This is a genomic window from Empedobacter sp. UBA7494 (genome assembly GCF_002478465.1).
Classification (GTDB): Bacteria; Bacteroidota; Bacteroidia; order Flavobacteriales; family Weeksellaceae; genus Empedobacter; species Empedobacter falsenii_B.
The window spans coordinates 15869-36900 of the sequence record NZ_DLOC01000091.1; the positions used below are offsets into that span (position 1 = coordinate 15869).

Here is a 21032-nt window from a genome sequence, read left to right on the forward strand (position 1 = left end):
AATAATTAACAGCTTAAGAAATTCTTTCAATCAAAGCCATGTAGAATCCATCATAATTAGTTTGAGATGGATAATGCATTTTGTCTGAAACCATTTTATAATTTGGATTATTTTTCAAGAATTTTTCTACTTGTTGTTCATTTTCTTGTGGTAAAATAGAACAAGTTGCATAAACCATCATTCCACCAACTTTAATGATTTTAGAATAATCAGCTAATATTTTTTCTTGTGTTGCTAATATTTCGTCAATAAATTCTGGTCTTAATTTCCATTTTGCATCAGGATTACGTTTCAAAACTCCCATTCCAGAACAAGGCGCATCAATCAACAAGCGGTCAGCAGAATTTTCCATACGCTTGATTGTTTTTGCTTCAATCACCTTTGTTTGTACATTTTGCACATTGTTACGTTTTGCACGACGTTTCAATTCTTTCAATTTCCAATCGTACAAATCCATTGCAATAATTTGCCCTTTGTTTTCCATCAAAGCAGCTAAATGCAATGTTTTTCCTCCTGCACCAGCACAAGCATCTACCACACGCATTCCTGGTTGAACACGTAAATATGGCGCAATCAATTGTGATCCTGCATCTTGAACTTCGAACCAACCATTCTGAAATTCATCTGTACGAAAAATATTTGTTTTCTCTTCTAGCTCTAAAGCATCTTGATATTTCGATAAAACTTTCGTTTTTATTCTACGCTCCTTCAACGCTTTTTGTAATGTTTTACGGTCTGTTTTCAAGGAATTCACACGTAAAACTGTTGGTGCTTGCGAGTTCATTGCATGCACTTCATCTAACCAACGATTTCCCAACGACTTCTCTCCTAACTCGAACATCCAATCTGGATACGATTCAGCAACCGCAATATTTTTAGACGAATTGTGATGTCTTTTCAAGACTTCTTTTGGATAGATTTTTTGAAATTCTTCCCATTTTGGTAACGTTTGCTCTGGATCTAAAGCAAACCAAGTTCCAACAAACTCCCAAATTGTATCAGGAGAAAGCGGACGGCTCATTGCCCCTTCAACCAAACGTTTCCAACGAACTAAATCGTAAACCGTTTCGGCAATAAAAGCACGATCGCGCGCTCCCCATTGCTTATTAGATTTCAATGTTCGCTCAACTTCTTTATCTGCATATTTTCCTTCGAAGAAAATTTGTTGCAATGTGTCGGTAATTCCGACAAATAAATTTTTATATGGTAAAATCTTCATAACTCGGTGCAAATTTACAAAGACTTAAATGATTAGCGTAATTAATTTATAAGATTATACAACTTCAAAAAGATCTTTTATCTTTTGAGGAACCTCAACCACTTTATTTTGCTGATAATCGAAGGTCACAATTCCTGTTTTCGCTTTTGCAATTAATTTATCTTTTGTAGAAATTTTATAGATTACATCAAAACTAACACGCGAAAAATCTTGCACACCAATCTCAATCAACAATTCATCACCATAAAAAGCTTGATTTTTATACTCAATCGCAACATCACCCATAATCACACTTACACCTCCAAAATCTAATTCCGAATAGCCATAATGTTGAAAAAACTGAATTCGCGCTTCATGTATAATGGACAATACTTTATCGTTTGCCAAATGATTTCCATAATTGAGATCAGTTATGCGTACTGGTATTATTGTTGAAAATAAAAATTTGTCTGAAAAATCTAATTTTATACGAGCCATTTTGTAGATATATTTGCTCAAAGATAAGAAAGTTGTATAAAAAAAAACGGGTTTAAGCTCCTCAGCTTAAACCCAATTGATTTTTAAAAAAACTTAAACTTGTAAGTATAAATTTAACATTAAAAAAAATCAATCTTACTCTCTACTACCTGATTTCAAATTTAGAAATAATTTAATAAAAACCAAATTTTTTTAGAAAATTTTAATTATATTTTTTTATTTGAAATAAGACTGATATAAAAAACTCTAAATATTAGATTATTATATAAAAAAAGCACTCTATTAAATACGACCTATATAAATAAAACATGCTATTTTTTATGTTTGTGAAAAATAGTAATTTGCAAGGCCAAACTTTTAATATGAATTTGATTCAATACATTCATCAACATCTTAATTCTATTCCAGAAAAATCAATCAACAATACAGTAAATTGTTTGAATGAAGACAACACCATACCCTTTATTGCAAGATATAGAAAAGAGGTCACAGGAAATCTTGATGAGGTTCAAATTTCTTCTATAAAAAAACTTCAAAATCAATACAATGAAATTGTTTCTCGAAAAGAATTTATTTTAAAAACATTAGAAGAACAAAATCAATTGAATAATGAATTACAACAACGTATTCAGAAAAGTTTTGATTTGGTCCAATTAGAGGATTTATATCTTCCTTATAAAAAGAAGAAAAAAACACGTGCGACAATTGCGAAAGAAAAAGGTTTAGAGCCTTTGGCGAAAATCATCATGAAACAAAATAATATTCCTGATTTGGATGATTTAGCAAAAAAATATCTGAATGAAGATGTGACAAGTATCGAAGAAGCTTTTGCGGGGGTTCAAGATATTATTGCGGAATGGATCAATGAAAATGAGTATGTACGTCATCGATTACGAGATATTTTCAGAAAATCTGCTTTTATTGAAAGTAAATTGGTCAAATCTAAAATAGACGATGAAGATTCAACTAAATATTCAAATTATTTTGAATACGAAGAGCCTTTAAAAAAAATTGCTTCACATCGTTTATTGGCTATTTTAAGAGGTGAGAACGAAGGTTTTTTAAAAGTAAATGTATCAATTGATAAAAAAGAAGCCTTCAAATTTTTGGAATATACGTTGATAAAATCTATTCAACCAGAAGTTTCTTGGGTTATTGAAGAAGCCATAAAACATGCCTACAAACGACTTTTAGCTCCTTCAATTTCAAATGAAGTATTGAAAGAGGCAAAAGAAAAAGCAGATGAAACGTCAATCAATGTTTTTTCCAAAAATCTAAATCAACTGCTATTAGCACCACCTTTGGGAGAAAAAAGAATTTTGGCAATAGATCCTGGTTACAAATCGGGATGCAAAGTGGTTGTTTTAGATGAGCAAGGCGATTTGTTACACAACGAAAATATCTATCCTCATGCGCCACAAAATGAAAAAACTCAAGCTATCAAAAAATTAAAATCGCTTGTCAATGCTTATAATGTAGATGCAATTTCAATAGGAAATGGAACAGCTTCTCGCGAGACAGAATATTTGGTTCAGAATATTGCATTTGATCGTCCACTAAAAGTTTTTGTTGTAAATGAAGCTGGTGCTTCGGTTTATTCGGCTTCTAAAATTGCGCGCGACGAATTTCCGGATAAAGATGTTACCGTTCGCGGTGCTGTTTCTATAGGCCGCCGTTTACAAGATCCTTTGGCAGAATTAGTGAAAATAGAGCCAAAATCGATTGGAGTTGGTCAGTATCAACATGATGTCGATCAAACTTTATTGAAAAATGAGTTGGATGATGTTGTTTCTTTCTGTGTAAACAAAGTTGGTGTAAATCTGAACACAGCAAGCAAACATTTACTAAATTATGTTGCAGGAATTGGTGAAAAAATGGCTGAAAATATTGTAGAATATCGAAGCGTAAATGGTGCGTTTAATTCGAGAAAAGAGTTACTAAAAGTTCCTCGTTTGGGTGAAAAAGCATTCTTACAAGCTTCTGCTTTTTTACGAATTCCAAATGCAAAAAATCCGTTAGATAATTCTGCTGTTCACCCAGAATCGTATGCTCTTGTAGAGAAAATGGCGAAAGATTTGAAAGTTGATTTGAAAGATTTAATTCAGAATAAAGAATTGATTAATCAACTTGATTTGACCAAATATATTACAGAAAAAGTAGGTTTACCAACTTTAGAAGATATTAAAAAGGAACTCGAAAAACCTGGTTTAGATCCGCGTTCTACAGCCAAAGTTTTTAGTTTTGATCAACGATTAAAGAAATTCGAAGATTTGCAATTGGGCATGAAAGTTCCTGGAATTATTAATAATATTACCAATTTTGGCTGTTTTGTAGATATAGGAATTAAAGAAAATGGTTTAATTCATATTTCTAAAATTTCGAATGAATTTATTTCAGATGTAAATTCAAAAGTGCATTTAAGTCAACAAATTGAAGTAACCGTAATTGGAATTGATACAGAAAAACGTAAAATTCAATTGTCTTTGATTGATTAAGGAAAATAATTTCAAAATAAAAAGGCAATCTAACAAAAGATTGCCTTTTTGATTTTATTATTTTCTGAGCAGAAACTAATCTTCAAATTTTACTTTATATTGTTTATCAAACTCTTTTTTCTGCGCATCAGTCATCTTACTACGCATATATTTTATTGTAAATCCACCAATCATTTTATCACCTTTATAATACATCCAATCCGATAATTTGGTCGGATCAATCACAACTGTATCATTGTGTTTCACCAATTTTGTGTATTGCGGAACGTTGTCTACAATTCCTTTTAATTGATCGTTATCCGAATATACATCACGAATCCAAATATGTTCTTTTTGTGTCGCATTCGGAATATCATACATTTGTTTGACAATAAAATTAGTCGTTGTAGTATCTTTCATCGATAACGCCAATTTGAAATCATCAAACGTTTGTTGTGCTTCCTTTCCAATACTATCCAAATCTTTTTGTTCTTGCTTTTGCTTATCCAAACCTTTGTAAGCACTTACTCCATTATCTTCCTTATTACCACAAGAAAATAATAAAGCCGAAAAAGCTATTGCGAATAATGTATATTTCATAATTGTATTTCTTTGATTGTTGTCTTATAAAGTTACATAAATTTATTCAAAATAAGATAAATTCAACTCTTTTGGTGTTGGCTGAATCCATTTTTGATGTCCAAAATAACTCCAAGTTGTGTAAGCTAAATTGTAATTTGCATTTGTAAATTGATAATAATCGCTGCCATTGACAGAAACTTTTGCATCCACAAAAACTTTGACATCATTCACACCATTTTTCGCATAATCATATTTTACATAGCGTGCAAATTGCCACATCATATCTGGACTAACCGCCATTTTTGACATTTGTTTAAAGGTTAGATATTTAGTCAAATCTACTTTCTCGCGTTTCAAGAATTTACCTTTTTTCTGTGGATCTGGTTTCGAAACATATACCACAACTTCACCCGCTTTATTACGCAACATCATTCGCCAAGCCATGCGATGACCTTCCTCTGTCCAAAAAACATTTCCGGGAATAAAGTAATGGCGAACAGGTAAAAATATTTGCCAAACTACGTAGAAAAACATCAAATAAGAGAACATGACACGACGAGTTGTCAATAAATTATCATCATCTGAACGATCCATCATAAATGATTTTTTAGGAAAAATAACTTCCTGAATTTTTACTGGATCATAAAAGAATATTAACATTGCCAAAGCAAAGAAAGGAAATATCCCAATCCCGAAAACTGCTGAATTGAAAATATGAAAGGCTACAGCACATTTGAAAGCAATCCCGCGCGTTCTATTCATCAACATTGCAGGAATAATCAATAAATCGAAAAAGAATCCGCCCCAAGCAAAAACCTGTGCAAACTCTAAACTACTTACAACTTTTCCTAATCCAATCAAATTATATTTTGTTGTTAATAAATCGCCATATTCGTGAAATTTCATTTGTAAAAAAACACCGTTAAACCAATCTGGATAAATCTTCGCGAAAGCAGCAAAAGTGTATACAATCAATAACTGAATAATGAATAAAGTTGGCACCCAATTGCGCATAGTTAGACGTTTTATTTTCGGGAAAATCAAACTATCAATCGAAAAGAAATGATGCGCAGGAATTATTGTCATCATCCACGAAACTAGCATAAACAGATAATAATGGTTGTTGTAGCTTGTTTTTTGCATGAAATACGTCAACGACCATAAAATAGAAAATACTATAATCGAAAATCGGTAAGCAAATCCAAACACGATAAACCAGCCTAAAATTCCCATGAGCACGTACAAATAAATCATATTTTGTCCCAAGAAGACATTTGTCCACTCGAATCCGATGAACGAAAATGTAATGTGCGGTTCAACAAAATTTGTTTGTACCCAACCTGTAAAAATGGCTCCCCAACATTCTGCAACAATTAATAAACCAAAGATTATTCGGAAAATTACAAGTGGAGAATTATCAACTTTTCGGAATAAATATTCGCTAAACATGATTGATTGTTAATTTTGGCTAATTTAAAAATAACCTTTAGAGTTTAGCTACTTTTAGCGTATATTTATTGTATGAAAACGAGGAAAATTATTTTGTTTGATGGAATTTGCAATTTATGCAATCAATCTGTTCAGTTTGTGATAGAACATGACAAAAAAAATCAATTTCAGTTTGCTTCATTACAATCTGATTTTGGACAAAATTTCTTGAAAGAAAATAATCTGGATGCGACAAAATTTGATTCTATCGTTTTTATTGAAGATGATAAATTTTATACCAAATCATCTGCCGCACTTAAAATTTCGAAATATTTGGACGGAATAACTTCGTTGTTGACTATTTTTATGATTGTTCCAAAGCCTTTGCGCGATGTGGTTTATAGTTTTATTGCGAAAAATCGTTATCGTTGGTTTGGAAAACAAGAAAGTTGTTGGTTACCTAGTCCAGAATTGAAGGCGAAGTTTTTAGATTAAATTTTAAAGCTTTAACAAATAAAGCCAGTATTTTTTATCAAAAATTGGTTTTGTTCTTTGTTCATTACAAAACCTAAATCTTCATAAAGATGTCGAGCTGAATTCATAAATTCTGATGTATGAAGTGCGATAATTTTTTCATCTGATTCTTTTGCAAATAAAATACAAATTTTTATTAATTCTCTACCTATTCCTTTTCCTAAAAAATTAGGATGGACTCCAACCATTCTCAATTAAGTCCAATCTTTTTCGAATATTTCGGTAGGATTTCCTTTCGAAACTAAAAAAGCCATACCAATAATCTGATTATCGAATTCGCAAACAAAACAAGTAGATTTGGAAAATAAATCTCTATACGATTGTTATGCACTTAAAAAAGAGTACATCTTATTCCAATTCAAAGGGTTTAAAACATGTTCGAATTGTTGATAAGAATCTATCCCAAGAGTACGAAGATTTTCAACATCAGATAATGATGCTTCTCTATAAGTTAAAACCATATATATTTCTACTGACTTCTGTATTTCTCAATTGCAGCTTTTATTTTTTCGCGACGATTAGATGGTGATGGATGCGTACTCTGAAACTCTGGAACTTGGCTTCCTCCCGAAGCTTCTTCCAAAATATCCATTACACCAATCAATGCTTCTGGATTATATCCTGCTTGAATCATAAATCGAACGCCCAAATCATCAGACTCCAATTCATCATCACGACCATATTTCATGTTCACCATATTTGCCACAACTTGCGCATAATAAGCCGAATTTGCGTCTCCAGCTGCAACACCTGCCGCTCCTGCAATTCCTTGCGAAAGTTCTTGTTTCGACATTTGTTCTGCACTATGACGCGCAATAACGTGACCAACTTCGTGTCCCAAAACTCCAGCCAATTGATCTTCGTTTTGCAAACGCGTCAACAAAGCTTCGGTAATAAAAATTGGGCCACCAGGCAATGCAAAAGCATTTACAGTTCGATTATCTGCTAACACATAAAACTGAAATGGATAATTCGTTTTATGCGCATCACTAGTATTGACCACTTTCGCGCCTACTCGTTTTACAAGTTCTTGGTATTGGGCATTGCGAGATAGTCCACCAAACTCTTGAGCCATTTGCGGAGCCGAATTAATTCCCATCGCAATTTCGTCATCTTTGGTTAATGAAATATATTGCTTTTCGCCTGTAATTTCATTGACTTCCGAAGAAGAAAAATATTTTATAACAGAAAAAATAACAATTGCTGCGGCAATTATTAATTTCATCGACGTTCCGCCCTTTTGCATATCAATATAAGGTGTTAATTATTTTTTGTGCCTTTTCTTTAAAATCTCCAAAACATCTTTTAATTCAAAGCCACGCGCATGTAAAGCCATAAGGTAATAAAAGAAAACATCTGCCGATTCTTCCAAAAAGTTTTCGTCGTTATCTTGTTCCGAAGCAATCACCATTTCTACGGCTTCTTCCCCCATTTTTTTAGCGATTTGCGAATTACCTTTTTTATGAACACGTTTCATTTTAGATTTTTTCGCATCCTCTAATTTCGCCTCTTCCATCATTATTTCCAATTTCTTTAAGAATGGAAATTTTTTCTCTTTTTTGACTTCAGAAGTATTTTCATTAAGTTCCATAAAATCGTTTGTTTTCATAGATTTTTTTAAACGTAGAATAAATTTAAGAAATTCTACCGAATTATTTATCTCAATTCTATTGCCAATATTACTATTTTTTGAAAAAAAAGAAAGTTTTTATTCACATTTATTTCTAAAAAAATAAAATTCTAATCAATTCATTCAATTAATTTTTAAGATTGTTGTTCACTTTTATTTTAAGATAAAAAAACGTATTTTTACGCGAAAATAAACATAGCGCAAACACAATGAACACAAACGATTTTTCCATTAGACATATTGGAAACAATGCGCAGCAAGCAGCTGAAATGCTTTCTGTTATTGGGAAAGATTCTATTGATTCTTTAATTGAGGCAACAGTTCCTCAGAACATTCGATTGAAAAATGCTTTGGATCTACCAGAAGCTTTATCAGAATTTGAAGCTATTAATCATTTAGCTGAAATCGCTTCAAAAAATAAAAAAGTAAAAAATTATCTTGGATATGGATATTATGGTACAATTTTACCAGCACCAATTCAACGTAATATATTAGAAAATGCTGGTTGGTACACAGCTTATACACCATACCAAGCGGAAATTGCGCAAGGACGTTTAGAAGCTTTATTAAATTTCCAAACTGTTATTTCTGATTTAACAGGTTTACCTATCGCAAATGCCTCTTTATTAGACGAAGGTACTGCATGTGGTGAAGCAATGCACATGTTATTTGAATCTCGTTCTCGTGATCAAAAGAAAAACAATGTCAACAAATTTTTTGTAGCAGACAACTTATTCCCTCAATCTGTAGCAGTTTTAGAAACGAAAGCACACGGTTTAGGAATTGAATTAGTTGTTGGAAACTTTGAAACAACTGAATTAACAGAAGAATTCTTCGGAGCGATTGTACAATACATCGGAAAAGGAGGACAAATCAATAATTATAAATCATTTGTAGAAAAAGCAAATGCGGTTAACGTAAAAGTTGCTGTTGCAACAGATTTATTAGCTTTAACATTATTAACACCTCCAGGTGAATGGGGAGCTGATATCGCAATTGGTACTTCTCAACGTTTTGGTGTTCCAATGGGATACGGTGGACCACACGCAGCTTTCTTATCTTGTACAGAAGAATATAAGCGTGTAATTCCAGGACGTATTATTGGAGTTTCTCAAGATCGTTTAGGAAATTATGCATTGCGTATGGCTTTACAAACGCGTGAACAACATATCAAACGTGAAAAAGCAACTTCTAACATTTGTACTGCACAAGTATTGTTAGCAGTTATGGCTTCTTTCTACGCGGTTTATCACGGTAAAGATGGTTTACAATATATCGCTGATCAAATCCATACTAAAGCAGCTGTTTTACACGGAGGTTTAGAGCATTTAGGATTTAAATTAGTGAATACAAATTTCTTCGATACAATTCAAATTGAGGTTGAAAACTCTGACGAAATTGTGAAGATTTTTGCAGAAGAAGAAATTAATGTAAATGGATTCGAAAACGGAAAAATTTCAATCACAATTGATGAAATGACTTCTGAAGAAGATATTTTTGAAATTTTAAGTGTTTTTGCAACAATTAAAAACACAGAAGACGGTTTCGAATTTGAAGTAGATGATTCTTATTTACCTCAAGATTTAATCAGAACTTCTGATTTCTTAACACACGAAAACTTCAATTTATATCATACAGAAACAGAATTAATGCGTTACATCAAACGTTTAGAACGTAAAGATTTAGCGCTTAACCAATCGATGATTGCATTAGGTTCTTGTACAATGAAATTGAATGCTGCAACAGAATTATTGCATATGTCTTGGGAAAGAATGGGGAATGTACACCCTTTCACTCCAAAAGATCAAGTAGAAGGTTACCAAACATTAATCAAAAACTTAGAAGATTATTTAGCTGTAATTACAGGTTTTGATGCAACTTCTTTACAACCAAATTCTGGTGCACAAGGAGAATATGCAGGTTTAATGGTTATTCGTTCTTACTTTGAGGCAAAAGGAGAAGGACACAGAAATGTAGTGTTGATTCCACAATCTGCTCACGGAACTAACCCTGCTTCTGCTGCAATGGCTGGAATGCAAGTTGTTGTTGTGAAAAACTTAGAATCTGGTGAAACAGATTTAGTTGACTTGAAAGAAAAATGTGAAAAACATAAAGATAACTTAGCTGCATTGATGATTACTTATCCATCAACTTATGGCGCTTTTGATAGCAATATCGAAGAAGTTACTGAAATGATTCACGCATACGGAGGTCAAGTTTATATGGACGGTGCAAATATGAATGCACAAGTTGGATTAACTTCTCCAGGAAATATTGGTGCAGACGTTTGTCACTTAAACTTACACAAAACATTCGCTATTCCTCACGGAGGTGGAGGACCTGGTGTAGGACCAATTTGTGTTAAAGCACACTTAGCTCCTTTCTTAGGATCTTCTCCATTAATCGAAACTGGAGGAAAAGAAGCGACAAATACATTTGCTGCAGCTCCTTATGGTTCTGCGTTCATTTTACCAATTTCTTACTCTTACATTTTAATGTTAGGAGCAGAAGGTTTATTGAAAGCGACACAAGGTGCAATTTTAAATGCTAATTACATGAAAACTCGTTTAGAGAAACATTTTGACATTTTATATACAAATGGAAACAATGTAGTGGCACACGAATTTATCTTAGATTGTCGTCCATTCAAAAAAGCAGGTATCGAAGTTACTGATATTGCAAAACGTTTGATTGATTACGGATTCCACGCACCAACAGTATCTTTCCCAGTTGCTGGAACGTTGATGGTAGAGCCTACAGAATCAGAAAACAAAGCAGAATTAGATCGTTTTTGTGATGCATTAATTTCTATTCGTCAAGAAATCGACGAAGTTGCAAACGGAGATTATCCAGTTGACAACAATGTATTACACAACGCGCCTCACCCAATTCACTTGATTACAGCAGACGAGTGGGAATATCCTTACTCTCGTTCTAAAGCTGCATATCCAGCAGAATGGGTTCGCGAGCGTAAATTCTTTGCATCTGTTTCTCGTATTGATGATGCTTACGGAGATCGTAACTTAATCTGTACATGTGCTCCTATCGAAGCCTATATGGATTAATTATTCTAGAAAGAATATATTATAAATACAAATCGCTCTGAGAAATCGGAGCGATTTTTTTATTGAAATAATTTAAATGTTTAAAATGTTTGTATTTCTTAATTTTTTTTAAAATTCATTCTAACTAAACTTTTAATATTAAAACATTTATGAAAAATTATGCTGCCGAGTTTTTCGGTACTTTTTGGTTAGTTTTCGGAGGTTGTGGTAGTGCAATCTTTGCAGCTGGTATTCCCGAATTAGGAATTGGTTACGCTGGTGTTGCATTAGCATTTGGTCTTACTGTATTAACAATGGCTTATGCAGTTGGTCATATTTCTGGAGGACATTTCAACCCTGCTGTCTCTTTCGGTTTATTTGCTAGAGGACGATTTGATGGAAAACAACTTATTCCTTATATTATTTCACAAGTACTCGGAGCAATTGCTGCAGCTGTTGTATTATACTTAATCGCATCTGGAAACTCAGATTTTGCAATTGAAAATACCAAAGCTGGTGCATTCGTTTCCAATGGATATGGATCCTTTTCTCCACATGGTTATAGCATGTTATCTGCTTTTCTAATTGAATATGTCTTAACAGCCTTCTTCTTAATTGTTATTTTAGGTGCTACAGATAAATTTGCAAACGGAAAATTTGCTGGAATTGCAATTGGATTAGCCTTAACATTAATTCACTTAATTTCTATTCCAATCACTAACACATCTGTAAATCCTGCTCGCTCTACATCTCAAGCTATTTTTATAGGCGGCGAACCTTTAACACAATTATGGTTATTTTGGGTTACACCAATCGCTGGCGCAATTGTAGGTGGATTAATTTATAAATTATTATTACAAAAAGACGAAAGTCAAGCATAAACTAAAAGCTCCAAAAGGAGCTTTTATTATTAAATATTTTAAATGAATAAATCAAAATATATTTTAGGTTTTATACTTATCATTCTATCATCAATAGGATTTTCTCAAACAAAAAACAATTATGTTTTAATAACTAAATCTGATTATTCTAATATTAATTACGATTTATTTGAATGTTTTATTCAATTTTTATTTTCACCATCTGTTGTCAAAAAATCAGTCCAACGCGACAACATATTTCCTGAAAGATGATTCACGATAATCGCAATGCTATTTGAGTTTTCATTGTATTGCCAAAACAATTCTTCATCCGTTAATTGCGAAAATGTTTTTTCACCCAAATGTTTATAATACTGGAATTGTTTGATAATCCCGTTTACTAAATTATTTTCCATATTCTGTTAATTAGTTCCTTGCAAATTTTTGTGATTATGCTTGCGTTTATAATGCGTTTCCTTAAATTGATTTTTATCCGTTGTCACTATTGAGATATTTCCATCAATCTCCATCATCGCCAATTTCACATCTTTAATATGTTCTACACCATGTTCGCGCATTGCTTCGTTCAATTCTTCCGAATTAATTCTCAATTTGCTCAACATTGTAAAATCAGCTTTTCCATTATGGATTAAAATTTCAGATTTTTGTTCAATTAAGTTTCCTAAAAATTTATTTTTCAACATTATTCTTTTGACAATAAAATTTAAAAGAAACAATACAAAAGCTGCTATCAATCCACCTTGCAAACTCGAATCTGAACCAACCATTGCATTTTGTACAGCGTTACTAATTAATAAAATTAAGATTACATCGGCCGTATTTAATTGGGATAATTGCTGTTTACCAAAAACTCTAAGTGCAATTAACATAAAAAAATACACCGAAATACAGCGCAAAACAATTTCTAAATAACCTTCCATACATTTATTTTAAGTAAATAAAAGGTACTAAAAAATCCGTTCTAAAATTGGAACGGATTTAAAAATTTATTTTGATTTTCTAAGAATATAAATTCTGGAAACTCTTAAAATTAAATAGATAATTGCGAGATAAAACTTTTTCTCATAAAACAATTCAAGACCTCTTATTGGGAAAAATTTTTCTGATAAAAACGCTAACAATAAAATTACAATAACTGCAATACTAACAATATTAATTGCTTTATCCATTAGTTGTTATATTTTGGTTGAATATTTTTCTTCATCATTTCATATAAAGAATGTCCAATTCCTTGTGTAATCTCTGACAGATTTTCGAAATTAATCACCGAAACTTCATCATTTTTTTGATGATAATGATGTTGATTCTCCATGTTTACAGAAGAAAGCGCATGCGATACTACTTTATGATTCACAAAATTTACATTATCCGAACGATAAAATAATTGTTGCTGCAAATAAGGGTCGTTTTCAACTTTGAATGTTTTAGTAGAATTATTATTCATCAAATTCATCAAATCCGAACGATTGCTACCCGTCATATATACTTTTCCTTCACCGAAAGCAGAAACAGTTCCAATCATTTCTAAATTCAACATCACTTTCATATTTGGTAAATAAGACTGAAAATCTGTGTTTTCTACCAACATTTTAGAGCCAATTAATCCAATTTCTTCCGCATCAAAAGCTATAAACATCATGGTTTGCTTCACTTTCTTATTCTTAAAATAATCAGACAACGCCATTACAGCCGATGTTCCACTCGCATTATCATCTGCTCCATTAAAAATTTTATCCTCACCTTTGTCATCTGTTCCAACATGATCAAAATGCGCACCTACAGCGTAAATATCAGACGATTTACCTTCTTTAATTCCGCAAACATTTTGTCCTGTTTTGCCTTTATATTCAAATTCGATTAAATATGAATCACCAACACAAGGTTTTAATTTATTCTGTTTGAATTTTTCAGCAATCAATTCAGCAGCCAATCGATTTTCGGGCGTTCCAAATTTTCGACCCTGCATAACATCAGAGGCTAATTCTTCGACATATTTCTTTTGATTTTCTTTAGAATACTGCGCGTTTGCTTGATTGAAAGCAAGTAATCCAATTGCAAGTAAAGTATATTTTTTCATTTTTATATGTGTGATTAATTTGACGGAAGATACGAAAAATTAACTTTTCTTCTCAAACATCAATTCTTTTACTTTTTCTTTGTCTTCTTTTTCATTCTTTAGGTCGAACATTGTTCCGAAAATACGATCCCAAAACGTATTGGAAACGCCAAAACCTAATTCTTCGTCTTTATAATGATGCAAATGATGATTGCGCCAAAGAGGTTTCATAAACTTGAAAGGCGGCGCAACAGCATGAATCAAATAATGCATAGACGCATACAATAAATAACCAATCATAAAACCAGGAAAGAAAGCAAAGGTGTATTTCCCTAAAATTAAATATTGAATCAAAAAAATAATTGACGCCAAAAGAATACTTGGAACTAGAGGCATAAACAAACGTTGTTTATCGCGTGGATAATGATGATGATTTCCGTGAAAAATGTAAACAATTCGTTTTAGACTTGGTTGTTCGGCTGTCCAATGAAAAAGATAACGATGCGCAAAATATTCGAACAAGGTCCAAAATAACATCGCTCCAAAAAAAATTGAAATAACTGTTATTGTAGATAAATCGTAGCTAGAAATTCCATAATAAATACAATAGGAAAGTAGAGGAATGTACATTCCCCAAATAACTGCGGGATGACCTTTTGTCAACATTTCGAGGTATTTGTTTTCGAAGATTTGCGCTTGACCTTTATTATGTATTTTCTCAAATTTCATGGTTACAAAATTTAATTTACTTAAAAATAAGGTTTTAACATATTTTAAACAAACAATCTCTAAAAATTAATTGTTAAAAAAAATCCGAAAATCAAAGTTTGATTTTCGGATTATATGATAAATAAGAAAATTCTTATCTGTTTTCAATTTCAACGTAATCACGTAATGGTGCTCCTGTGTATAATTGACGAGGGCGACCAATTGGTTGATTTGTTTCGCGCATTTCCATCCATTGTGCAATCCATCCTGGTAAACGTCCAACAGCAAACATAACTGTAAACATTTCAGTTGGGATATCTAACGCTTTGTAAATAATTCCTGAATAGAAATCTACGTTTGGATATAAGTTTCTTGATTTGAAATACTCGTCTTCTAAAGCAGCTTGCTCTAATTTTTTCGCAATATCTAAAATAGGGTCATTGATTCCTAATTTCTCTAAAACGTTATCCGCAGCTACTTTGATGATTTTCGCACGAGGGTCAAAGTTTTTATAAACACGGTGTCCAAATCCCATTAAACGGAATGGATCGTTTTTATCTTTTGCTTTAGCTAAGTATTTTTCAACATCTCCACCATCATTTTTGATCGCTTCTAACATTTCTAATACTGCTTGGTTAGCACCTCCGTGTAATGGTCCCCATAATGCAGAAATACCTCCAGAGATAGAAGCAAATAAACCTGCATGAGAAGAACCTACTAAACGTACACTTGATGTAGAACAGTTTTGCTCATGATCCGCGTGTAAGATTAATAATTTGTCAATTGCATCAATAATAACTGGATCTAAGTCTAATTCTTGACCTGGTTTTTTGAATAATAATTGATAAAAGTTTTCTACATAAGATAATTTGTCGTTAGAGTAGTTAACTGGTAATCCTTTAATTTTTCTTTGTGTCCAAGACGCTAATACTGGGAATTTACCTAATAAAGTAACTGCCGCTTTGTACATATCATCTGGAGAAGTAACATCAACAACTTTTGGGTTGAATGCTGATAAAGCAGCTGTTAAAGATGTTAATACTCCCATTGGGTGAGCAGAACTTGGGAATGCATCTAAGATTTTGATTAAATCTTCTGACACATAGTTATACTCATTAATATCAGCGATAAATTTATCTAATTCAGCTTGTGTAGGTAATTCTCCTTTGATTAACAAATACATTACTTCTACGAAAGAAGATTTCTCTGCTAATTGTTCAATAGGATATCCACGGTACATCAACTTACCTTCTTCACCATCTAAAAAAGTAATTTTAGATTCGCATGCCCCTGTATTTTTGTAACCTGGATCCATTGTGATTAATCCAGTAGCACTTCTTAACTTGGAAATATCAATAGATTTTTCATCCATTGTACCAGTTGTAACAGGTAGCTCCAACTCATTTCCGTTGTAATTTAATATTACCTTATCTGACATTTTATAGTTTATATTATTTATTGCGTAATTTACACTTTTTTTATTAATTTGAGACTGATAAATATCAGTCTCAAATTATTTTATCGCTTAACTTTAAAAGCCTTAAGCCCTGGAAAAATTGCAGTTTCTCCAAGAATCTCTTCAATACGTAATAGTTGGTTGTATTTCGCCATACGATCAGAGCGAGAAGCAGAACCAGTTTTGATTTGTCCTGTGTTCAAAGCAACAGCTAAATCTGCAATTGTAGCATCTTCTGTTTCTCCAGAACGATGAGACATAACTGCTGTATAACGTGCATTTTGTGCCATTTGTACTGCTTTGATCGTTTCTGTTAACGTACCAATTTGATTGAATTTTACTAAGATAGAATTTGCTGTTTCAGCATCAATTGCTTTTTCTAATTTAGTTACATTCGTTACCAGTAAATCATCTCCAACAATCTGAACACGTTTACCGATTTTATCTGTTAAGATTTTCCAACCTTCCCAATCGTTTTCATCCATACCATCTTCAATCGAAATAATTGGATATTTCTCTGTCAATTCTGCTAAATAAGCTGCTTGCTCTGCAGAAGTACGGATAGCTCCTTTCTCTCCTTCGAATTTTGTATAGTCATATTTTCCATCGTGATAGAATTCTGATGATGCACAATCTAGTGCAATCATAATTTCTTCACCTGCTTTGTAACCTGCTTTTTCTATTGCAGAAATTACTGTATCTAAAGCATCTTCTGTACCATCAAAAGTTGGTGCAAATCCACCTTCGTCACCTACTGCTGTAGATAAACCACGGTCGTGTAAAATTTTCTTTAATGCATGAAAAACTTCTGTTCCTTTGCGTAAAGCGTCAGAAAAAGATGTTGCCTGAACTGGCATAATCATGAATTCTTGGAACGCAATAGGCGCATCAGAGTGAGAACCTCCATTTACGATATTCATCATTGGAACTGGTAATGTGTTTGCATTAACTCCACCGATATATCTAAACAATGGTAAACCTAATTCTTCTGCTGCAGCTTTTGCAACCGCCAAAGAAACACCCAAAATTGCATTAGCACCCAATTTAGCTTTGTTTTCAGTTCCGTCTAAATCAATCATTACTTGATCGATTAAATTTTGTTCAAAAACAGAAAAACCAATTAATTCTGGAGCAATCACTTCATTTACATTCTCGATAGCTTTCAAAACTCCTTTACCTAAGTACAAGTCTCCACCATCACGTAATTCTACTGCTTCATACTCTCCTGTAGATGCTCCTGATGGAACAGCTGCACGACCTAAAACACCTGATTCTGTATACACGTCTACTTCTACAGTTGGGTTACCACGAGAATCTAAAATTTGTCTTGCATGGATATGCGAAATAATGCTCATTATTAATATTTTTTAATTGATAAAATTTTGATTTACCAAAAATAATGGATTTGAGTAATCTTTACAACGAAATTATCTTTTTTTAAAAATAATTTAATTCAAAAACAATTCGAAAAACTTATGCATGCATAATAAAGAAGTATAATTTCGATGCCTGCAAAGATTATTATTTTTTGAGTGAATTAAAAAAACTTTAGATAAAAAATTTAATTTGTTATTGTAAGGGTTCCATTTGCATTTACATACACTTGGTATGTTCTTGGCGCTCTATTCGCTACTTTTGTAGGTTGTCCTGTCAATAAAATCCATTCAGAATTATCTGCATCACACACAATACTGATGTCATTCTTTACATACAGAGTGGTTTCTGCACCAGGACAAATATGCGGCGCATTGCGATCGTAAGCTTTGAAACTAGAAGCTGTACGTACCACAATCAAACCTCTAGAACCTGCTGTTGCTCCTTCAACATATACCCATCCTCCTGGATTATTAAGATTAGAATATAATGGTAAATTGATATTGATTGATACATTCACAATTGTATTTGGCACACAACTTACTGTACCATCATCTGAATTGCAGCCTTGAAATAAGCCAGCAAAAACACTAACCAAAATAACCTTATTTAGAATCGTTTTAATAAATTGTTTCATTTTTAATTTGCTGTATTTTTTTTATTATCTTTGTAGTACAATAACTAAATAGTCCTGCGCATAGTATTACATATGTGTAGGATTATTTATTTTATAAGATCTATTTAATAAAAAATTAAACATTGTTGTTATGGCAAATATACAATATGTAACGAAAGAGGGATTAGAAAAGTTGCGTGAAGAGCTTCATCAGTTAGAAACTTTTGAGCGTCCAAAAATTTCGCAACAAATTGCTGATGCGCGTGATAAAGGAGATTTATCTGAAAATGCAGAATATGATGCTGCAAAAGAGGCTCAAGGAATGTTAGAGATGCAAATTGCTAAATTGAAAGAAGTTGTAGCATATGCACGCGTAATTGATGAATCTAAATTAGACCATTCTAAAGTATCAATATTATCAAAAGTTAAAATAAAAAATACAGCGAACGGACAAGAATTAGTGTACACTTTGGTACCTGAATCTGAAGCTGATTTAGCTAAAATGCGTATCTCTGTGAATACTCCAATCGCAAAAGGATTGTTAGGAAAATCACTTGGAGAAGTTGCAGAAATTACATTACCTAACGGAATGACTTTAAATTTTGAAATTTTAGAAATATCTTTGGACTAAGATTTCAAAAATTAAAAACATATGGCAAGCATTTTCACTAAAATTATAAACGGAGAAATACCATCATACAAAATTGCCGAAAACGATAATTACATCGCTATTTTGGACGCTTTTCCTTTGGTAGAAGGTCATGTATTGGTTATCCCGAAAAAAGAAGTCGATAAAATCTTCGATTTAGACAAAGAAACCTATTTAGGTTTAATGGACTTTTCTTACGAAATTGCACAAGCTATAGAAAAAGCAATACCTTGTTTACGCGTTGGCGTAGCTGTTGTTGGTTTAGAGGTACCACATGTACATGTGCATTTGGTTCCTCTAAATACAATGCAAGATATCAATTTCTCAAATCCAAAACTTCAATTATCTGCCGAGAAAATGATCGAAATTGCAGATAATATCAAATCATATTTATAATCGATGAACAAATACATTAAATTAGTAATCGCCGCTGTATTAATCGTTTTAGCAATCTTTTTGTTTACCATTCGCGAATACGGTTGGGGATTTGTTTCGTTATTAGTCACTGTATTTCCAATTTTATTCTATTTCAGAAACGAAAACATCTTGTTAGCTTTCTGGTTTTTACGTAAAGAGGATATGGCAAAAGCGAAAAAATGGTTACAAAAGATCAAAAATCCATCATCAGAATTAATTCCTAAACAAATGGGATATTACCACTACATGATGGGAATTACTGAAGCGCAGGACAATGTAGGGGTTTCAGAAAAATATATGAAAGAAGCCTTAAACTATGGTTTATCTTTTGATCATGACAGAGCAATGGCTAACTTATCTTTGGCTGGAGCTGCAATGTCAAAAGGTAAAAAGAAAGAAGCGGAAGGTTATATTAAAGAAGCGAAGAAAAACGATTCGAAAGGAATGTTTACAGATCAAATCAAAATGATGAACGATCAAATGAAACGTTTCAACGTAAGTAATTCGCAATTACAAAACCCACATATGCGTCACAAAGGACGTAAATTCTAAATGGATATATCAAAATTTACCGAAGAATCATCATCAAACACCAACAAGTGGAAACTGATTGAAGAATTTTTTCAACAAAATTTCACAGACGGTGAAAGACCAGATTTAGATACGATTCTTTTTTTAATCGGTGTTCAAGAATTAGGACAAGAAAAAAAACGATTCAAAAAAGATGATAAACTCAATCTATTACACATTGCAGTTTGTCGCGTGTTAGAACCTTTTGGCTTTTATCGTTTCGATGGATTAGATCCAGATGGTTGGCCACATTTTGAGTTACTGGAAAATTTACCACCGCTTAAAACAAATGAGCAAACCTTGTTGATGAAATACGCCGTTATACAGTATTTTGATGATCAAAAAATAATAAACTTCGAGTCTTAAGATTCGAAGTTTTCTTTTTTATACAAATCAACGACCACTTTATCTGCATCTAACGTAAATTTCTCCGCATTTAACTCTTCTTTGGATAACCATAACAATTCGTTGATATCTGCATCCAAAACTTTCAATTTATCCAATGCTTTCTCTGTAATTGTCGCTTTATAATAAATCAATAAAACCTGTTCTGTCGGATCAAAAGCATTCAGCACAAAAAAATCTTGTGTATAAAAATGTTCATGAACTTCTACTTTCAAATTCAATTCCTCTTTTATCTCTCTCCTTATACAATCTTTTGTTCCTTCACCAAACTCCAATCCACCGCCAGGAAACTTATAAATTAACTCTCCCTGAAACGGCTCGTGAATCACCAATACCTTTCCCTTGTGTTCCAATAACGCATATACACGCACATTAAATGGTTTCATATCCTGTTTACTTTAAAACCTAAATATATAAAAATTCTTCATTCAAATGCGTATTATTATAGCGTTCCCTTCGGTCGGGCTATCCGTTGCAATCTTTTGTTGAAGAAAATTGGAAGTGATTACAGG

The 21032-nt window shown here is 32.5% G+C and carries 22 protein-coding genes and 1 pseudogene; 8 read left to right on the forward strand and 15 right to left on the reverse strand.

Annotated features, from left to right (window positions below):
* Window positions 1-13 precede the first annotated feature (13 nt).
* Window positions 14-1219 (reverse strand): RsmB/NOP family class I SAM-dependent RNA methyltransferase, encoded by a 1206-nt coding sequence (locus B4E95_RS10605; RefSeq protein ID WP_038333863.1) that lies wholly within the window; start codon window positions 1217-1219, stop codon window positions 14-16.
* A gap of 54 nt (window positions 1220-1273) precedes the next feature.
* The gene (locus tag B4E95_RS10610) at window positions 1274-1696 is read right to left on the reverse strand and encodes an acyl-CoA thioesterase (protein ID WP_291091457.1); all 423 of its coding nucleotides are present in this window, start codon (window positions 1694-1696) and stop codon (window positions 1274-1276) included.
* 362 nt (window positions 1697-2058) lie between these two features.
* Between B4E95_RS10610 and B4E95_RS10615 the strand changes: the two genes are divergently transcribed.
* A complete protein-coding gene (locus tag B4E95_RS10615) occupies window positions 2059-4191 on the forward strand; it encodes a Tex family protein (protein WP_291091458.1) in 2133 nt (710 codons plus the stop codon).
* Window positions 4192-4266: 75 nt separating this feature from the next.
* Here B4E95_RS10615 and B4E95_RS10620 read toward each other — a convergent pair whose 3' ends face one another.
* Window positions 4267-4770, reverse strand: coding sequence for a DUF2314 domain-containing protein (locus B4E95_RS10620; RefSeq protein WP_291059334.1), 504 nt, complete (start codon window positions 4768-4770; stop codon window positions 4267-4269).
* 42 nt (window positions 4771-4812) lie between these two features.
* The gene (locus B4E95_RS10625) at window positions 4813-6201 is read right to left on the reverse strand and encodes an HTTM domain-containing protein (protein WP_291071431.1); all 1389 of its coding nucleotides are present in this window, start codon (window positions 6199-6201) and stop codon (window positions 4813-4815) included.
* 72 nt (window positions 6202-6273) lie between these two features.
* Here B4E95_RS10625 and B4E95_RS10630 point away from each other — a divergent pair, with 72 nt between their 5' ends.
* Complete coding sequence (locus B4E95_RS10630) at window positions 6274-6675, forward strand: thiol-disulfide oxidoreductase DCC family protein (protein WP_291071433.1); 402 nt, start codon at window positions 6274-6276, stop codon at window positions 6673-6675.
* An 11-nt stretch (window positions 6676-6686) separates the two neighbouring features.
* On the opposite strand, the gene B4E95_RS10635 is transcribed toward B4E95_RS10630, so the two are convergent.
* The 3 genes from B4E95_RS10635 to hisE all read right to left on the reverse strand — a co-directional run bounded on the left by B4E95_RS10635 (window position 6687) and on the right by hisE (window position 8323).
* Window positions 6687-6902 (reverse strand): GNAT family N-acetyltransferase, encoded by a 216-nt coding sequence (locus tag B4E95_RS10635; RefSeq protein ID WP_260509645.1) that lies wholly within the window; start codon window positions 6900-6902, stop codon window positions 6687-6689.
* Window positions 6903-7183: 281 nt separating this feature from the next.
* Window positions 7184-7960: a M48 family metalloprotease gene (locus tag B4E95_RS10640; protein ID WP_286495379.1), complete on the reverse strand. Its 777-nt coding sequence runs from the start codon at window positions 7958-7960 to the stop codon at window positions 7184-7186.
* A gap of 18 nt (window positions 7961-7978) precedes the next feature.
* On the reverse strand, window positions 7979-8323 hold the full coding sequence (gene hisE, locus B4E95_RS10645; RefSeq protein WP_125350653.1) for a phosphoribosyl-ATP diphosphatase: 345 nt from the start codon (window positions 8321-8323) through the stop codon (window positions 7979-7981).
* A 230-nt stretch (window positions 8324-8553) separates the two neighbouring features.
* Here hisE and gcvP point away from each other — a divergent pair, with 230 nt between their 5' ends.
* Both gcvP and aqpZ read left to right on the forward strand, forming a co-directional pair.
* Window positions 8554-11409 (forward strand): aminomethyl-transferring glycine dehydrogenase, encoded by a 2856-nt coding sequence (gcvP, locus tag B4E95_RS10650; protein ID WP_286495377.1) that lies wholly within the window; start codon window positions 8554-8556, stop codon window positions 11407-11409.
* Window positions 11410-11558: 149 nt separating this feature from the next.
* A complete protein-coding gene (gene aqpZ, locus B4E95_RS10655) occupies window positions 11559-12269 on the forward strand; it encodes an aquaporin Z (protein ID WP_291091459.1) in 711 nt (236 codons plus the stop codon).
* 188 nt (window positions 12270-12457) lie between these two features.
* Here the strand turns inward: aqpZ and B4E95_RS10660 are convergent.
* The 7 genes and pseudogenes from B4E95_RS10660 to B4E95_RS10690 form a co-directional block, all read right to left on the reverse strand.
* Window positions 12458-12664: pseudogene (locus tag B4E95_RS10660) on the reverse strand (DUF1572 family protein); the annotation flags it as partial.
* A 6-nt stretch (window positions 12665-12670) separates the two neighbouring features.
* Window positions 12671-13189 carry a DUF421 domain-containing protein gene (locus tag B4E95_RS10665; RefSeq protein ID WP_291091460.1) on the reverse strand — a complete coding sequence of 173 codons (519 nt, stop codon included), beginning with the start codon at window positions 13187-13189 and terminating at the stop codon, window positions 12671-12673.
* 248 nt (window positions 13190-13437) lie between these two features.
* A complete protein-coding gene (locus B4E95_RS10670; RefSeq protein ID WP_291091461.1) occupies window positions 13438-14346 on the reverse strand; it encodes a M28 family metallopeptidase in 909 nt (302 codons plus the stop codon).
* 39 nt (window positions 14347-14385) lie between these two features.
* Entirely contained in the window at window positions 14386-15054 is a 669-nt protein-coding gene (locus B4E95_RS10675; protein ID WP_291091462.1) for a sterol desaturase family protein, read from the reverse strand.
* Between the two features lie 133 nt (window positions 15055-15187).
* Window positions 15188-16471: a citrate synthase gene (locus tag B4E95_RS10680; protein ID WP_125350643.1), complete on the reverse strand. Its 1284-nt coding sequence runs from the start codon at window positions 16469-16471 to the stop codon at window positions 15188-15190.
* An 80-nt stretch (window positions 16472-16551) separates the two neighbouring features.
* A complete protein-coding gene (gene eno / locus B4E95_RS10685) occupies window positions 16552-17844 on the reverse strand; it encodes a phosphopyruvate hydratase (RefSeq protein WP_291091463.1) in 1293 nt (430 codons plus the stop codon).
* Window positions 17845-18050: 206 nt separating this feature from the next.
* Complete coding sequence (locus tag B4E95_RS10690; RefSeq protein ID WP_221856625.1) at window positions 18051-18500, reverse strand: hypothetical protein; 450 nt, start codon at window positions 18498-18500, stop codon at window positions 18051-18053.
* A 130-nt stretch (window positions 18501-18630) separates the two neighbouring features.
* Between B4E95_RS10690 and greA the strand changes: the two genes are divergently transcribed.
* Genes greA through B4E95_RS10710 form a run of 4 tightly spaced genes read left to right on the forward strand, consistent with a single transcriptional unit; the run spans window position 18631 to window position 20481 of the window.
* Window positions 18631-19110 (forward strand): transcription elongation factor GreA, encoded by a 480-nt coding sequence (gene greA / locus B4E95_RS10695; RefSeq protein ID WP_019976987.1) that lies wholly within the window; start codon window positions 18631-18633, stop codon window positions 19108-19110.
* 21 nt (window positions 19111-19131) lie between these two features.
* Window positions 19132-19524 (forward strand): HIT family protein, encoded by a 393-nt coding sequence (locus B4E95_RS10700; protein ID WP_291091464.1) that lies wholly within the window; start codon window positions 19132-19134, stop codon window positions 19522-19524.
* A gap of 3 nt (window positions 19525-19527) precedes the next feature.
* Window positions 19528-20097, forward strand: a complete 570-nt coding sequence (locus B4E95_RS10705; RefSeq protein WP_219035368.1) for a tetratricopeptide repeat protein — start codon at window positions 19528-19530, stop codon at window positions 20095-20097.
* Window positions 20098-20481, forward strand: coding sequence for a hypothetical protein (locus B4E95_RS10710; RefSeq protein WP_291091465.1), 384 nt, complete (start codon window positions 20098-20100; stop codon window positions 20479-20481).
* Here B4E95_RS10710 and B4E95_RS10715 read toward each other — a convergent pair.
* Complete coding sequence (locus B4E95_RS10715; RefSeq protein WP_286496393.1) at window positions 20478-20906, reverse strand: NUDIX hydrolase; 429 nt, start codon at window positions 20904-20906, stop codon at window positions 20478-20480. The genes B4E95_RS10710 and B4E95_RS10715 overlap by 4 nt on opposite strands.
* Window positions 20907-21032: the final 126 nt, after the last annotated feature.

Coding starts and splice junctions, on each gene's coding strand:
- B4E95_RS10680 (WP_125350643.1), bottom strand. CDS start 16,471: ATGTCAGATAAGGTAATATTAAATTACAACGGAAATGAGTTGGAGCTA.
- B4E95_RS10715 (WP_286496393.1), bottom strand. CDS start 20,906: ATGAAACCATTTAATGTGCGTGTATATGCGTTATTGGAACACAAGGGA.
- B4E95_RS10640 (WP_286495379.1), bottom strand. CDS start 7,960: ATGCAAAAGGGCGGAACGTCGATGAAATTAATAATTGCCGCAGCAATT.
- B4E95_RS10670 (WP_291091461.1), bottom strand. CDS start 14,346: ATGAAAAAATATACTTTACTTGCAATTGGATTACTTGCTTTCAATCAA.
- hisE (WP_125350653.1), bottom strand. CDS start 8,323: ATGAAAACAAACGATTTTATGGAACTTAATGAAAATACTTCTGAAGTC.
- B4E95_RS10710 (WP_291091465.1), top strand. CDS start 20,098: ATGGATATATCAAAATTTACCGAAGAATCATCATCAAACACCAACAAG.
- greA (WP_019976987.1), top strand. CDS start 18,631: ATGGCAAATATACAATATGTAACGAAAGAGGGATTAGAAAAGTTGCGT.
- B4E95_RS10700 (WP_291091464.1), top strand. CDS start 19,132: ATGGCAAGCATTTTCACTAAAATTATAAACGGAGAAATACCATCATAC.
- B4E95_RS10625 (WP_291071431.1), bottom strand. CDS start 6,201: ATGTTTAGCGAATATTTATTCCGAAAAGTTGATAATTCTCCACTTGTA.
- B4E95_RS10615 (WP_291091458.1), top strand. CDS start 2,059: ATGAATTTGATTCAATACATTCATCAACATCTTAATTCTATTCCAGAA.
- B4E95_RS10630 (WP_291071433.1), top strand. CDS start 6,274: ATGAAAACGAGGAAAATTATTTTGTTTGATGGAATTTGCAATTTATGC.
- B4E95_RS10605 (WP_038333863.1), bottom strand. CDS start 1,219: ATGAAGATTTTACCATATAAAAATTTATTTGTCGGAATTACCGACACA.
- eno (WP_291091463.1), bottom strand. CDS start 17,844: ATGAGCATTATTTCGCATATCCATGCAAGACAAATTTTAGATTCTCGT.
- B4E95_RS10690 (WP_221856625.1), bottom strand. CDS start 18,500: ATGAAACAATTTATTAAAACGATTCTAAATAAGGTTATTTTGGTTAGT.
- B4E95_RS10675 (WP_291091462.1), bottom strand. CDS start 15,054: ATGAAATTTGAGAAAATACATAATAAAGGTCAAGCGCAAATCTTCGAA.
- gcvP (WP_286495377.1), top strand. CDS start 8,554: ATGAACACAAACGATTTTTCCATTAGACATATTGGAAACAATGCGCAG.
- B4E95_RS10665 (WP_291091460.1), bottom strand. CDS start 13,189: ATGGAAGGTTATTTAGAAATTGTTTTGCGCTGTATTTCGGTGTATTTT.
- B4E95_RS10635 (WP_260509645.1), bottom strand. CDS start 6,902: ATGGTTGGAGTCCATCCTAATTTTTTAGGAAAAGGAATAGGTAGAGAA.
- B4E95_RS10620 (WP_291059334.1), bottom strand. CDS start 4,770: ATGAAATATACATTATTCGCAATAGCTTTTTCGGCTTTATTATTTTCT.
- B4E95_RS10705 (WP_219035368.1), top strand. CDS start 19,528: ATGAACAAATACATTAAATTAGTAATCGCCGCTGTATTAATCGTTTTA.
- B4E95_RS10610 (WP_291091457.1), bottom strand. CDS start 1,696: ATGGCTCGTATAAAATTAGATTTTTCAGACAAATTTTTATTTTCAACA.
- aqpZ (WP_291091459.1), top strand. CDS start 11,559: ATGAAAAATTATGCTGCCGAGTTTTTCGGTACTTTTTGGTTAGTTTTC.